Raw genomic sequence first — 13,427 nt, forward strand, 5'->3', positions numbered from 1 at the left:
CCCGAGTTGATCATCTTCCACAGCGGGTTCTCCTGCGGCAGCGCGTTGTCCATCTCCTTGGCGACCTCGTTGGTCGCCTTGGTCCAGATCTCGATGAGCTCGCCGCGGCGCTCCTCGGCGGTCATCAGACCACGCTGGTACTGCTTGTCGATCCGGTCGGCTTCCTTCTCGTACCGCTCCAGGATCTCCCGCTTGCGCGGCGGAGCGATGACGTCCTCCATGCCGATGGTGACGCCGGACCAGGTGGCCCAGTGGAAACCGGCCTCCTTGAGCCCGTCCAGGGTGGCCGCGAGGGCCACCTTCGGGAAGCGCTCGGCGAGGTCGTTGACGATCGCGGAGAGCTGGCCCTTGCGGATCTCGTAGTTCACGAAGCGGTAGCCCTGCGGCAGCGTCTCGTTGAACAGGACCCGGCCCAGGGTCGTCTCCACCGTCACCGGCTCGCCTTCGACCCAGCCCTCGGGCGCGACCCACGGCTCGGCGCCGGCGCCGTTGTCGACCCCGACGATGTCGCGCAGCCGGATCTTGACCGGGGCCTGCAGGTGCAGATCGCCGCTGTCGTACGCCATCCGCGCCTCGGCGTCCGAGCTGAACGCCCGGCCCTCACCCTTGCCACCGGGGGTGAGGTGGGTGAGGTGGTAGAGACCGATGACCATGTCCTGGGTGGGCATGGTGACCGGCTTGCCGTCGGCCGGCTTGAGGATGTTGTTCGACGACAGCATCAGGATCCGCGCCTCGGCCTGGGCCTCGGCGGACAGCGGCACGTGGACCGCCATCTGGTCACCGTCGAAGTCGGCGTTGAACGCGGTGCAGACCAGCGGGTGGATCTGGATGGCCTTGCCCTCGACCAGCTGCGGCTCGAAGGCCTGGATGCCCAGCCGGTGCAGGGTCGGCGCCCGGTTCAGCAGGACCGGGTGCTCGCCGATGACCTCCTCCAGCACGTCCCACACGACCGGCCGCTGCCGCTCGACCATCCGCTTGGCGGACTTGATGTTCTGCGCGTGGTTGAGGTCGACCAGCCGCTTCATCACGAACGGCTTGAACAGCTCCAGCGCCATCTGCTTGGGCAGGCCGCACTGGTGCAGCTTGAGCTTCGGGCCGACCACGATGACCGAGCGGCCGGAGTAGTCGACACGCTTGCCCAGCAGGTTCTGGCGGAACCGGCCCTGCTTGCCCTTGAGCATGTCGGAGAGCGACTTCAGCGGGCGGTTGCCCGGCCCGGTGACCGGCCGGCCGCGGCGGCCGTTGTCGAACAGCGCGTCGACGGCCTCCTGGAGCATCCGCTTCTCGTTGTTGACGATGATCTCGGGCGCGCCGAGGTCGATCAGCCGCTTGAGCCGGTTGTTCCGGTTGATCACCCGGCGGTACAGGTCGTTCAGGTCAGAGGTCGCGAAGCGGCCACCGTCCAGCTGCACCATCGGACGCAGGTCCGGCGGGATGACCGGGACGCAGTCCAGCACCATGCCGAGCGGCGAGTTGCGGGTGTTCTGGAACGCCGCGACGACCTTCAGCCGCTTGAGCGCCCGGATCTTCCGCTGGCCCTTGCCAGAGCGGATGGTCTCGCGCAGGCTCTCGGCCTCGGCGTCGAGGTCCATGTTCTGGACCAGCGCCTTGATGGCCTCGGCGCCCATGCCGCCGGTGAAGTACTCGCCGAAGCGGTCGCGCAGCTCGCGGTAGAGCAGCTCGTCGGTGACCAGCTGCTTCGGCTCGAGCTTGCGGAAGGTGTCGAGGACCTCGTCGAGGCGGTCGATCTCGCGCTGGGCCCGGTCGCGGATCTGGCGCATCTCGCGCTCTCCGCCCTCCTTGACCTTGCGCCGGACGTCCGCCTTCGCGCCCTCGGCCTCCAGCTCGGCCAGGTCGGCCTCGAGCTTGGCGGCCCGCTTCTCGATCTCCGAGTCGCGGCTGTTCTCGGCCTGCCGCTTCTCGGCCAGGATCTCGTTCTCGATGGTCGAGAGGTCACGGTGACGCGCCTCGGCGTCCACGCTCGTCACGACGTACGAGGCGAAGTAGATGATCTTCTCGAGGTCCTTCGGGGCGAGGTCCAGCAGGTAGCCCAGCCGGCTCGGGACGCCCTTGAAGTACCAGATGTGGGTCACCGGAGCGGCCAGCTCGATGTGACCCATCCGCTCCCGGCGAACCTTGGAGCGGGTCACCTCGACGCCGCAGCGCTCGCAGATGATGCCCTTGAAGCGGACCCGCTTGTACTTACCGCAGTAGCACTCCCAGTCCCGCTGCGGACCGAAGATCTTCTCGCAGAAGAGCCCGTCCTTTTCCGGCTTCAGGGTGCGGTAGTTGATGGTCTCGGGCTTCTTGACCTCGCCGTGGGACCACTGACGGATGTCGTCGGCGGTGGCGAGGCCAATGCGCAGCTCGTCGAAGAAGTTGACGTCGAGCACTATGTCCCCTATGTCGTCGTCTGTACTGCTTAGCTAATGGGCGGGGTCGAGAGCCGGCGGACCGGCCCCCGACCGCTCACCTCAGACCTCTTCGACCGAGCTCGGCTCGCGCCGGGACAGGTCGATGCCCAGCTCCTCCGCGGCCCGGAACACCTCGTCGTCGGTCTCGCGCATCTCCAGGGCCACACCGTCGCTGGAGAGCACCTCGACGTTGAGGCACAGCGACTGCAGCTCCTTGAGCAGCACCTTGAACGACTCCGGGATGCCCGGCTCGGGGATGTTCTCGCCCTTGACGATCGCCTCGTAGACCTTGACCCGGCCCAGGACGTCGTCGGACTTGATCGTCAGCAGCTCCTGCAGGGCGTACGCGGCGCCGTACGCCTGCATCGCCCAGCACTCCATCTCGCCGAAGCGCTGGCCACCGAACTGCGCCTTACCACCCAGCGGCTGCTGCGTGATCATCGAGTACGGGCCGGTCGACCGGGCGTGGATCTTGTCGTCGACCAGGTGGTTGAGCTTCAGGATGTAGATGTAGCCGACCGCGATCGGGTCCGGCAGCGGCTCGCCGGAGCGACCGTCGAACAGCCGAGCCTTGCCGGAGGAGCCGATCAGCTGCTTGCCGTCCCGGTTGGGCAGGGTCGACGCGAGCAGACCGGAGATCTCCTCCTCCTGGGCACCGTCGAAGACCGGGGTGGCCACGTTGGTGTCCGGCTCGGACTCGTGCGCGTTGATCGAGCGGAGCTGGCGCTTCCACTCGGTGTCGTCGCCGTCGACGCTCCAGCCGGTCTTGGCCACCCACCCGAGGTGGGTCTCCAGGACCTGGCCGATGTTCATCCGGGACGGCACACCGAGCGGGTTCAGCACGATGTCGACCGGGGTGCCGTCCTCCAGGAACGGCATGTCCTCGATCGGCAGGATCTTGGAGATGACGCCCTTGTTGCCGTGACGGCCCGCGAGCTTGTCACCGTCCTGGATCTTGCGCTTCTGGGCCACGTAGACCCGGACCAGCTCGTTGACGCCCGGGGGCAGCTCGTCGCCGTCCTCGCGGGAGAAGGTACGCACGCCGATGACCGTGCCGGTCTCACCGTGCGGCACCTTCAGCGAGGTGTCCCGGACCTCGCGCGCCTTCTCGCCGAAGATCGCGCGGAGCAGCCGCTCCTCGGGGGTCAGCTCGGTCTCACCCTTCGGGGTGACCTTGCCGACCAGGATGTCGCCGGGAACGACCTCGGCGCCGATCCGGATGATGCCGCGCTCGTCGAGGTCGGCGAGCATCTCCTCGCTGACGTTCGGGATGTCGCGGGTGATCTCCTCCGGGCCGAGCTTGGTGTCCCGGGCGTCGACCTCGTGCTCCTCGATGTGGATCGAGGTGAGCACGTCCTGCTGCACGAGGCGCTGCGACAGGATGATCGCGTCCTCGTAGTTGTGGCCCTCCCAGGTCATGAACGCCACGAGCAGGTTGCGCCCGAGCGCCATCTCGCCCTCGTCGGTGCACGGACCGTCGGCGATGACCTGGCCGGCCTCGACGCGGTCGCCCTCGAAGACGACCGGCTTCTGGTTGACGCAGGAGCCGGCGTTGGAGCGGCGGAACTTGTGCAGCAGGTACGTCCGGCGGTGGCCGTCGTCCTGGTGGACGGTGATGTAGTCGGCGCAGAGGTCCTCGACCACGCCGCCGACCTCGGCGACGACGACGTCACCGGCGTCCACGGCCGCGCGGTACTCCATGCCCGTACCGACCAGCGGCGACTCGGCCTTGACCAGCGGCACCGCCTGGCGCTGCATGTTCGCGCCCATGAGCGCGCGGTTGGCGTCGTCGTGCTCGAGGAACGGGATCATCGCGGTCGCGACGGAGGTCATCTGCCGCGGCGAGACGTCCATGTAGTCCACGGCCGCCGGCGGCACGTCCTCGGTCTCGCCGCCCTTACGGCGGACCAGGACGCGATCCTCGGCGAACGACCCGTCGGACTTCAGCGGGGCGTTGGCCTGCGCCTTGACGAACCGGTCCTCCTCGTCCGCGGTCAGGTAGTCGATCTGGTCGGTGACCCGGCCGTCGACGACCTTCCGGTACGGCGTCTCGATGAAGCCGAACGGGTTGACCCGGGCGAAGGTGGAGAGCGCGCCGATCAGACCGATGTTCGGGCCTTCCGGCGTCTCGATCGGGCACATCCGGCCGTAGTGCGACGGGTGCACGTCCCGGACCTCGAAGCCGGCCCGCTCCCGGGAGAGACCACCCGGGCCGAGCGCGCTCAGCCGGCGCCGGTGGGTCAGGCCCGCCAGCGGGTTGGTCTGGTCCATGAACTGGGACAGCTGCGACGTACCGAAGAACTCCTTGATCGCCGCCACCACCGGGCGGATGTTGATCAGGGTCTGCGGGGTGATCGCCTCGACGTCCTGGGTGGTCATCCGCTCACGGACGACCCGCTCCATCCGGGACAGGCCGACCCGGACCTGGTTCTGGATCAGCTCGCCCACCGTACGCAGGCGACGGTTGCCGAAGTGGTCGATGTCGTCGGCCTCGTAGCCCTCCTCGCCGGCGTGCAGCCGGCAGAGGTACTCGACGGTGGCGACGATGTCGTCCTCGGTCAGCGTCCCGGTGGTGATCGGGACGTCGATCTCGAGCTTCTTGTTGAACTTGTACCGCCCGACCTTGGCCAGGTCGTACCGCTTCGGGTTGAAGAAGAGGTTGTCCAGCAGGGTCTGGGCGTTCTCGCGGGTCGGCGGCTCACCCGGACGGAGCTTGCGGTAGATGTCCAGCAGCGCCTCGTCCTGGCCGGCGATGTGGTCCTTCTCGAGCGTGGTCATCATCAGCTCGGACCAGCCGAACTTCTCGCGGATCTGCTCCGCCGACCACCCGATGGCCTTGAGCAGGACGGTGACGGCCTGCCGGCGCTTGCGGTCGATGCGGACGCCGACCGTGTCGCGCTTGTCGATGTCGAACTCCAGCCAGGCACCCCGGCTGGGGATGACCTTGACGCTGGAGAGGTCGCGGTCGGAGGTCTTGTCGGGCTGCTTGTCGAAGTAGACGCCGGGCGAGCGGACGAGCTGGCTGACCACGACGCGCTCGGTGCCGTTGATGATGAAGGTGCCCTTCGGCGTCATCATCGGGAAGTCACCCATGAACACCGTCTGGCTCTTGATCTCGCCGGTGGTGTTGTTGGTGAACTCCGCCGTGACGAACAGCGGGGCGCAGTAGGTCAGGTCCTTCTCCTTGCACTCCTCGATCGAGGCCTTGACCTCGTCGAAGCGCGGAGCCGAGAAGGAGAGCGACATGGTGCCGGAGAAGTCCTCAATGGGACTGATCTCGTCGAGGATCTCCGCGAGACCCGAGCGTGCGTGCGGGTCGTCCGCCGACCGGCCCTGCCAAGCCTCGTTGCCGACGAGCCAGTCGAAGGACTCGTTCTGAATGGCGAGGAGGTTGGGGACCTCGAGGTGTTCCGTGATCCTGCCGAAAGAAACTCGGCGGGGCGCGAATGCGCTCGACGTACGACTGGTCTTCGCAGGGCGGGAAGCTGCCAAGATGCGTCCTTCCGAGGACCGGTGCTGCAGAACGGCTGGTACGCGTGCACTCCAATGACCCCACCAGAATTATCCACAAACGGACATTTCCGAGCAGGGGTCAAGTCGGAAGGCAGCGCAAACTAGCAGTGTAGCCGAGAGGCTAACCGCTGTCCAGCCCACCCCGCAGGTCGTCGCGGAACTTGCCTCGGGACCCTCAGAAAACCGGGTCTGCCGGGCCGCTCGGAACGCGACGTCCCTGCCGGGCCGCCCGGGTGACGCGACGGTGTTGCTGTCGCTGCCATACCCAGGAGGTGGCCGTTGCAAGCGCGGAAGGTCTTGCTGGTGCCAGCGTGCCTGCCAGCCCGTGCCGCGTCAAGGGCCGGTGACCGGTCGAGATGGCTTTCCCCCCGACGGACTACCGACAGGCGTCGCTGTCTGAGCCGTACGCGGACGCTGGATGCCCTGCTCACCCCGCTGCCACCGGGTACCCCGCCAACCACGGCGGGCGGCGATCCGGGTTCGGATCACCGCCCGCCGCGACGCGGTGTGCCCCGGCTCACGTGAGCCGGACGCGCGTCAGGTCGACCTCAGGTCACTTGAGGGTGACCTTGGCGCCCTCGCCCTCGAGCTTGGCCTTGGCCTTCTCGGCGGTCTCCTTGTTGACCTTCTCCAGGACCGGCTTCGGCGCGGCCTCGACCAGGTCCTTGGCCTCCTTCAGGCCCAGGCCGGTCAGCTCACGCACGACCTTGATGACCTGGATCTTCTTGCCACCGTCGGCGTCGAGGACGACGTCGAACTCGTCCTTCTCCGGCTCGGCCTCGGCCGGAGCGGCACCCGGCGCCGCGGCGGCCACGGCGACCGGAGCGGCGGCGGTGACCTCGAAGGTCTCCTCGAACTGCTTCACGAACTCGGAGAGCTCGATCAGCGTCATCTCCTTGAACGCGTCGAGCAGCTCGTCGGTGCTGAGCTTCGCCATGTCTGGCGTCCTTTCCTAATGGTTTGACTAAGAACGTGGGTGCGCCGTGGGGCCTCAGGCCGCCTCGGCGCCCTCCTTCTCGCGCTTGTCCGCCAGGGCGGCCGCCGCGCGGGCGGCCTTGGAGAGCGGAGCCTGGAACAGGGCCGCGGCCTTGCTCAGGTTGCCCTTCATGGCGCCGGCCAGCTTGGCCAGCAGCACCTCGCGGGACTCCAGGTCGGCGAGCTTCGTGACCTCGGCCGCGGAAATGGCCTTGCCCTCGAAGACACCGCCCTTGATGACGAGCTTCGGGTTGGCCTTCGCGAAGTCGCGAAGCCCCTTCGCCGCCTCGACGACGTCGCCCGAAACGAAAGTCAGCGCGGTAGGACCGGTGAACAGCTCGTCGAGGCCGGAGATGCCCGCGTCGGTCGCGGCACGCTTCGCCAGCGTGTTCTTCGCGACCGTGTAGCTGGTCTCCTTGCCGAGCGAGCGCCGCAGCTGGGTGAGCTGGGAAACCGTGAGCCCGCGGTACTCGGTGAGCACGGTCGCCCCCGCGTTGCGGAAGCTCTCGGTCAGCTCGGCGACGGCCGTGGCCTTGTCGGCCCGGATCGGCTTGTCCGCCATGTCCCTCCTCTCTCGTTGCTCGGAGCTGGTACGCCGACGACGAGCGAAGGCTCGCGACGGCGCGGAGGCATCACGACAACGAGAAAAGCCCCGGCGCAGGGCGCACGGGGCGAGGGCCGGCACGACGGGCGCGGTCGGCGGACCACACACAGCACCGATTTTCGCTTGCCGCCCTGCGCGGGTCGCCCGTCATCGCGGGACCTTCGACCGTGCCGGGGCACGGTGACCAGCGGTCTCTGGGTGGAACTACCCGGCAAGACTACGCCACGTGCTCCGGCGCCACCAAATCGCCCCGGAGTGCCCCCGGTCACCCGACCCGGTTCGGCCTCAAGGCCGGTTGCCGCGTATCGCGCCGTCGACCGGGTCGGGGGCCACCGATGTGCGGCACACCGAGTCGATCAAGCGCGGGTACGGCGGGCCCAGGCGTAGCCGGTCAGGGCCACCACCGCCCAGATCAGCCCCCAGGTGCTCAGCAGCAGTGCCGTCGACCCGGTCAGCGGGCCGGCCAGCGCCCGGGCGGTGGGCATCACCGGCGGCGCCAGCCACGGCGCCAGCGACCTGCTCAGCCCGAGGACCAGGGTGCCGACCGCACCGACCGCGAGCACCGCGACGCCGTACCCGGCGGTGCGGGTGATCGTCCGGCTGGACAGGGCGCCCAGCGCCACGGCCGCCGGCAGGGCGAGCAGGTGAGCCCAGAGGCCGAGCGCCACCCCGGCGGCCACCGGCCGGTCCCCCGGCCCGGTCGGGCCGGCCACCCCGCCCACCAGCCAGGGGAGGATCAGCGCCACGGCGACCGTGCCGAGCCCGGCCGTGGCCGCGGCGAGCAGGCCGGCGGCCTGCTCGCGGGCCGGGCCGACCACCACCCGGGCCAGCCGGCGCTGCACGTCCGGCTCGACGTCCAGCAGGAGCTTGGTCTGCCAGGCCAGCACCGGGAACAGCACCACCGCCGAGACGCCGTACGCCTCCGCCGGCTGGGCCCGGCCGCCGCCGTAGAGGACGCCGAGGGCCAGCAGGCCGGCCAGCACCGGCGCCAGCGCCCGTCCGGTACGCAGGAAGCCGGCCAGCCGCAGCCGGACCAGCGCGGTCACCGGGCCACCTCCGGGGCTTGGCCGGGGTCTGCCGGCGCACCGCCGTCGACCGCGACCGGAGCCGGCTCGACGGGGAGGGCGGCACCGGCCGGCCCGGCGTCGGGGCGCGTGACGGGAGGCGGGGCGGCGTGGTCGCGTACCCGGAGAACGTGATGGCCGTCGGCGCGCAACCGGGCGACGGCGGCCGCGACCCGGGTGGCCGGGACCATCAGCTCGACCACCGCCATCGCCGCGCCCTCGGACGGCGTCTGCTCGGTCACCGTGCCGTCGGCGACCGTCCACCGCCGGGCCGTGGGCAACCGGACCGTCTCGCCGCGGTGGTCGCTGACCAGCACCGTGCCGCCGTCGGCCAGCACCTCGCCGATGACCTCCGGCACCAGCTCCCGGGCGGCGGCGTCCAGCCCCTCCCAGGGTTCGTCGAGGACCAGCAGGCCGGGCGGGCGCAGCAACGCCTGGGCCAGGCCGACCTTCTGTGCGGTGCCCTTCGACAGCTGGGGCAGCCGGACGTCCCGGAACCCGGCCAGGCCGAGCCGGTCGACCCAGCGCCGCGCCGCCCGGTCGGCCTCGGCCCCGGAGAGGCCGGCGACCCGGCCCATCGCGGTGAGGTACTGCGCCACGGTGAACGGCTGGTCGGCGGGGAAGCGCTCCGGCACCCAGCCGACGACGGCGGGCCGGTCGACCACCCGGCCGCGGGCCGGCCGGAGCCCGCCCGCGGCGAGCTGGAGCAGCGTCGACTTGCCGACGCCGTTACGCCCGAGCACGACCGCCACCTCGCCCGGGCCGATCCGTGCCTCGGCCGCCCGCAGCACCCACGAGCCACGCCGCTGGTAGCGGAACCAGACCTCCTCGAGCCGCATGGGGGCGAGCCTGCCACACGGGACAGACGAACGGGGCCCCGCCACGTGGGTGGCGGGGCCCCGTCAGGGCAGTCGTGCTCAGGCCTCGGCCGGAGCCTCGGTCAGGTTCTTCACCGCGTTCGGGTCGACCGGGACGCCCGGGCCCATGGTGGTGGTGAGGGTGACCTTCTTCAGGTACTTGCCCTTGGCCGCGGACGGCTTCGAACGCAGCACCTCGTCCAGCACCGCCGCGTAGTTGTCGATCAGCTGAGCCTCGGAGAACGACGCCTTGCCGATGATCAGGTGGAGGTTGGAGTGCTTGTCCACCCGGAAGGTGATCTTACCGCCCTTGATGTCCGAGACGGCCTTGGCGACGTCCATGGTCACCGTGCCGGTCTTCGGGTTCGGCATCAGGCCGCGCGGGCCCAGGATCCGCGCGATCCGGCCGATCTTGGCCATCTGGTCCGGGGTGGCGATCGCCGCGTCGAAGTCCAGCCAACCGCCCTGGATACGAGCGACCAACTCGTCGGTGCCCACCTCGTCCGCACCCGCGGCGGCGGCCTCCTCGGCCTTCGCGCCGGCGGCGAAGACGATCACGCGGGCGGTCTTACCGGTGCCGTGCGGCAGGTTGACCGTGCCGCGGACCATCTGGTCCGCCTTCCGGGGGTCGACGCCGAGGCGCATGGCGACCTCGACCGTGGCGTCGAACTTGACGTTGGTGGTCTCCTTGGCCAGCTTCACGGCCTCGGCGGGAGAGTAGAGCTTCGACCGGTCGATGACCTCGACGGCCTTGCGGTAGTTCTTGCTGCGCTGCATGTCTCGTTACTCCTGTGGTCTCTGGCGGGCGCGCGACGTCCGCGGCCCTCCCACGAACTGATCGGGTGGAGCTGCGACCGAGGTCAGTCGGCGACGTTCAGGCCCATCGACCGGGCGGTGCCGGCGATGATCTTCTCGGCCTGGTCGAGGTCGTTGGCGTTGAGGTCCGCCATCTTCTTCTCGGCGATCTCGCGCACCTGGGCGCGGGTCACGGTGCCGACCTTCTCCTTGTGCGGGACGCCCGAGCCCTTCTGCACGCCGGCGGCCTTGATCAGCAGCCGGGCGGCGGGCGGGGTCTTCAGGACGAAGGTGAAGGTGCGGTCCTCGTAGACGCTGATCTCGGCGGGGACGATGTCGCCCCGCTGCGACTCGGTCTGCGCGTTGTAGGACTTGCAGAACTCCATGATGTTCACGCCGTGCTGGCCGAGCGCGGGGCCGACCGGCGGCGCCGGGGTGGCCTGGCCCGCCGGCAGCTGAAGCGTGAACGTCTTGACGAGCTTCTTCTTCGGAGGCATGTCTCTTCCTGGGGCTTGGAACTGGGATTCTTGCCGGCCCGCGGGCACGCACGGTCAGCGTGGTGCGGACAGCCGACGTTCTAGGGTAGCGCAGCCGTCCGCCGCCCCCTCGGCCGAGGTCCGGCGGGGCGGCGAAACGGCGCACCGGCGGCGGGCCGGGAAGCCCACCGCCGGTGCCAGGCGTACGTCAGATCTTGGCGACCTGGTTGAAGTTGAGCTCGACCGGCGTCTCCCGACCGAAGATCGACACCAGAACCTTGAGCTTCTGCTGGTCGGCGTTGATCTCGCTGATCGTCGCCGGCAGCGAGGCGAAGGCGCCGTCGGTGACGGTGACCGAGTCGCCGACCTCGAAGTCGAGGACCTTGACCTCGGGCTTGGCCTTCTTCTGCTCGGTCTCGACCGCCGGGGCCAGCCACTTCAGCACCTCTTCGAGGCTCAGCGGCGCCGGCCGGTCGGCCCGGTCGGTCGCGCCGACAAAGCCGGTGACCCCCGGGGTGTTCCGGACGCAGGAGTAGGACTCGGCGGTCAGCTCCATCCGGACCAGGATGTAGCCCGGGAAGACCTTCGCCTGGACCTGCGACCGCTTGCCGTTCTTGACCTCGACCTCTTCCCGGGTCGGCACCTCGACCTGGTAGATGTAGTCCTCCATGTCGAGGGACGTGATCCGGGTCTCGAGGTTGGTCTTGACCTTGTTCTCGTAGCCGGCGTACGAGTGCACCACGTACCAGTCGCCGGGGGCGTAGCGCAGCTTCTGGCGCAGCTCGGCGACCGGGTCGAACTCCTCGTCCGGCGCGGGCTCGGTGGTCGGGAATTCCGGCTCGCTGGCGGCCTCGACCGACTCGTTGTTGGCCGCCGTCGCCACCGTGGACTGCTCGTCCGGGGTCTCGGCGGTCTCGTCGTACTCAGGCACGCTCGCTCACTTCCGTCAATATCGCTGGTAGCCGGTCAGCTGGGGTTGCCGAAGACCCACAGGACCGCCTTCGCGAAGCCGTAGTCCAGGCCCGCCACGATCGTCAGCATCACCGCGACGAAGGTGACCACCACGGCCGTGTAGGTCAGCAGTTCCTTGCGGGTCGGCCAGATGACCTTACGCAGCTCGGCCACTACCTCGCGGAAGAACCGCGCGATACGGGCGAACAGCCCGATCCGCTCGGTGTCCTTGCGGGTCTTCCGGCCCTCGGTCGACTCGGCGACGGCCCGCTTGCGGGTGGCGGTGCCGCCCCGGGAGACCGGCTCATCCTCGCTGGTGGCGTCGTCTTCGGCCGTGTCGTCGACGACCGCGTCCTCAGGCAGACGCTCGTCGCCGGCGTCCTCGCCGCGCCGCTTGTTCTCGGCCACTTCGCCCTCCGTGCGGGATGTCGGGTCGCACGCTGATTGGGCGTGCGCGGCGTGTGGTCACGCCGGCCGGACCAAACCGTCCCGCGACGGGCCGCGGCCGGCGGACCGACCGGGAGGGCCCCGAATGCCTCGGAACCACCCCGCCGGTGCCACCACCACGGGCCGGACGCCGCCATACGGCGGCGCGACCCACGGGAACGGTCAGGCCTGAGGCGCAGGGGTGACAGGACTTGAACCTGCAGCCTGCGGTTTTGGAGACCGCTGCTCTGCCAATTGAGCTACACCCCTGTGCGGCAACTCACCCCAACCCGAACACGCAGTGCCGGGCAGGGGTCACTTGCCCCACGGCGGACCAGTGTACGGGTAGTCGGGCGACTTTCCCAACCGGTCTACCCCTCGCGCGTCGACAGGCCGGTCAGCGGGGCGTCCGCACGGTCGCCCGGGCCTGCGACAGGACCTTCTCCCCGTGGCAGGTCGCGGTGATGTCGAGCCTGGTCAGGCCCGCCTCGGTGACCTCCTTGACCACCGCGCTGACCACGATCTCGGTGCCCTCGTCGGTGTCCGGCACGACCACCGGCCGGGTGAACCGCACGCCGAAGTCGACCACGGCATCCGGCCTGCCGGCCCAGGCGGTGACCGCCCGGCCGACCAGCGCCATGGTGAACATGCCGTGGGCGATGACCCCGGGCAGGCCCACCTTGGTGGCGGTGCGGTCGCTCCAGTGGATCGGGTTGAAGTCGCCCGAGGCGCCCGCGTAGCGGACCAGGTCCGCACGGGTCACCCGGAAGGTCTGGATGGGCAGCTCCACGGTCAGGCCTCCCCGCGTACGACGATCTTGGACCAGACGGCCACCACCGGCTCGCCTGCGGCGGTGCTCACGTCGGTGCGGGTGGTCAGGAAGCCGTGCCCGCCCCGGTTGGCGATCTCCTCGATGGTGTTGACGCAGACCAGCTCGTCACCGGCCACCACCGGTCGGGTGTACGAGAAGCGCTGGTCGCCGTGGACGACCCGGCTGTAGTCGACGCCGAGCGCCGGGTCGTCGACGATCTGCTGGCTGGCGGCCATGGTCACGATCACCGGGAAGGTCGGCGGGGCGACCACGTCGGGGTGCCCGAGCGCCCGGGCGGCTTCCGGGTCGTGGTGGGCCGGGTCGGTGGCGCCGACGGCGGTGGCGAACTCGCGGATCTTTTCTCGGCCCACCTGGTAGGGGGCGGTCGGCGGGTACGTCCGGCCGACGAAGGACGGGTCCAGGGACATGCCGCGAACCTACACGGAAAGCACGAACGCCGACCCGTACGGGCTCGGCGGCCCAGGGCCGCCGTCCGTGCGGATCGGCGTTCGGAAGTGCGGTGGAACCGGGCCGGCTCGGC

Annotated in this window: 12 protein-coding genes and 1 tRNA gene; all 13 read right to left on the reverse strand. The window is 69.9% G+C overall.

All coding sequences use genetic code 11. The annotated features are described in order from the left end of the window. The coding region (rpoC, locus tag ABZ570_RS14680; protein ID WP_358062400.1) for a DNA-directed RNA polymerase subunit beta' at positions 1–2,393 on the reverse strand (2,393 nt) is incomplete at its 3' end. An 81-nt stretch (positions 2,394–2,474) separates the two neighbouring features. Next, positions 2,475–5,906 carry a DNA-directed RNA polymerase subunit beta gene (locus ABZ570_RS14685; protein WP_358062403.1) on the reverse strand — a complete coding sequence of 1,144 codons (3,432 nt, stop codon included), beginning with the start codon at positions 5,904–5,906 and terminating at the stop codon, positions 2,475–2,477. A 574-nt stretch (positions 5,907–6,480) separates the two neighbouring features. Next, the gene (gene rplL / locus ABZ570_RS14690; RefSeq protein ID WP_358062406.1) at positions 6,481–6,864 is read right to left on the reverse strand and encodes a 50S ribosomal protein L7/L12; all 384 of its coding nucleotides are present in this window, start codon (positions 6,862–6,864) and stop codon (positions 6,481–6,483) included. 54 nt (positions 6,865–6,918) lie between these two features. Next, the gene (rplJ, locus tag ABZ570_RS14695; protein ID WP_357314333.1) at positions 6,919–7,464 is read right to left on the reverse strand and encodes a 50S ribosomal protein L10; all 546 of its coding nucleotides are present in this window, start codon (positions 7,462–7,464) and stop codon (positions 6,919–6,921) included. Positions 7,465–7,862: 398 nt separating this feature from the next. After that, positions 7,863–8,552 carry a hypothetical protein gene (locus tag ABZ570_RS14700; protein WP_358062409.1) on the reverse strand — a complete coding sequence of 230 codons (690 nt, stop codon included), beginning with the start codon at positions 8,550–8,552 and terminating at the stop codon, positions 7,863–7,865. Next, positions 8,549–9,409: an ATP-binding cassette domain-containing protein gene (locus ABZ570_RS14705; RefSeq protein WP_358062412.1), complete on the reverse strand. Its 861-nt coding sequence runs from the start codon at positions 9,407–9,409 to the stop codon at positions 8,549–8,551. The genes ABZ570_RS14700 and ABZ570_RS14705 overlap by 4 nt, the downstream gene beginning before the upstream one ends. A 78-nt stretch (positions 9,410–9,487) precedes the next feature. Next, entirely contained in the window at positions 9,488–10,204 is a 717-nt protein-coding gene (gene rplA, locus ABZ570_RS14710) for a 50S ribosomal protein L1 (protein ID WP_358062415.1), read from the reverse strand. 83 nt (positions 10,205–10,287) lie between these two features. After that, positions 10,288–10,719, reverse strand: coding sequence for a 50S ribosomal protein L11 (gene rplK / locus ABZ570_RS14715; RefSeq protein ID WP_358062418.1), 432 nt, complete (start codon positions 10,717–10,719; stop codon positions 10,288–10,290). Between the two features lie 187 nt (positions 10,720–10,906). Next, positions 10,907–11,629, reverse strand: a complete 723-nt coding sequence (gene nusG / locus ABZ570_RS14720; protein ID WP_358062421.1) for a transcription termination/antitermination protein NusG — start codon at positions 11,627–11,629, stop codon at positions 10,907–10,909. 35 nt (positions 11,630–11,664) lie between these two features. Beyond that, a complete protein-coding gene (gene secE / locus ABZ570_RS14725) occupies positions 11,665–12,057 on the reverse strand; it encodes a preprotein translocase subunit SecE (protein ID WP_358062424.1) in 393 nt (130 codons plus the stop codon). A gap of 215 nt (positions 12,058–12,272) precedes the next feature. Then, positions 12,273–12,345, reverse strand: a tRNA-Trp gene (locus tag ABZ570_RS14730). Positions 12,346–12,472: 127 nt separating this feature from the next. Next, positions 12,473–12,865, reverse strand: coding sequence for a MaoC family dehydratase (locus tag ABZ570_RS14735; protein ID WP_358062427.1), 393 nt, complete (start codon positions 12,863–12,865; stop codon positions 12,473–12,475). Positions 12,866–12,867: 2 nt separating this feature from the next. Further along, on the reverse strand, positions 12,868–13,314 hold the full coding sequence (locus tag ABZ570_RS14740; protein ID WP_358062430.1) for a MaoC family dehydratase N-terminal domain-containing protein: 447 nt from the start codon (positions 13,312–13,314) through the stop codon (positions 12,868–12,870). Positions 13,315–13,427 lie beyond the last annotated feature (113 nt).

The organism is Micromonospora sp. NPDC007271, from assembly GCF_040634005.1.
Taxonomy (GTDB): domain Bacteria; phylum Actinomycetota; class Actinomycetes; order Mycobacteriales; family Micromonosporaceae; genus Micromonospora.

What these genes read in the sequence shown, in the direction of transcription:
- rplL (WP_358062406.1), bottom strand. Translation starts at nt 6,864, where the DNA reads ATGGCGAAGCTCAGCACCGACGAGCTGCTCGACGCGTTCAAGGAGATG.
- rplJ (WP_357314333.1), bottom strand. Translation starts at nt 7,464, where the DNA reads ATGGCGGACAAGCCGATCCGGGCCGACAAGGCCACGGCCGTCGCCGAG.
- ABZ570_RS14705 (WP_358062412.1), bottom strand. Translation starts at nt 9,409, where the DNA reads ATGCGGCTCGAGGAGGTCTGGTTCCGCTACCAGCGGCGTGGCTCGTGG.
- rplA (WP_358062415.1), bottom strand. Translation starts at nt 10,204, where the DNA reads ATGCAGCGCAGCAAGAACTACCGCAAGGCCGTCGAGGTCATCGACCGG.
- rplK (WP_358062418.1), bottom strand. Translation starts at nt 10,719, where the DNA reads ATGCCTCCGAAGAAGAAGCTCGTCAAGACGTTCACGCTTCAGCTGCCG.
- ABZ570_RS14740 (WP_358062430.1), bottom strand. Translation starts at nt 13,314, where the DNA reads ATGTCCCTGGACCCGTCCTTCGTCGGCCGGACGTACCCGCCGACCGCC.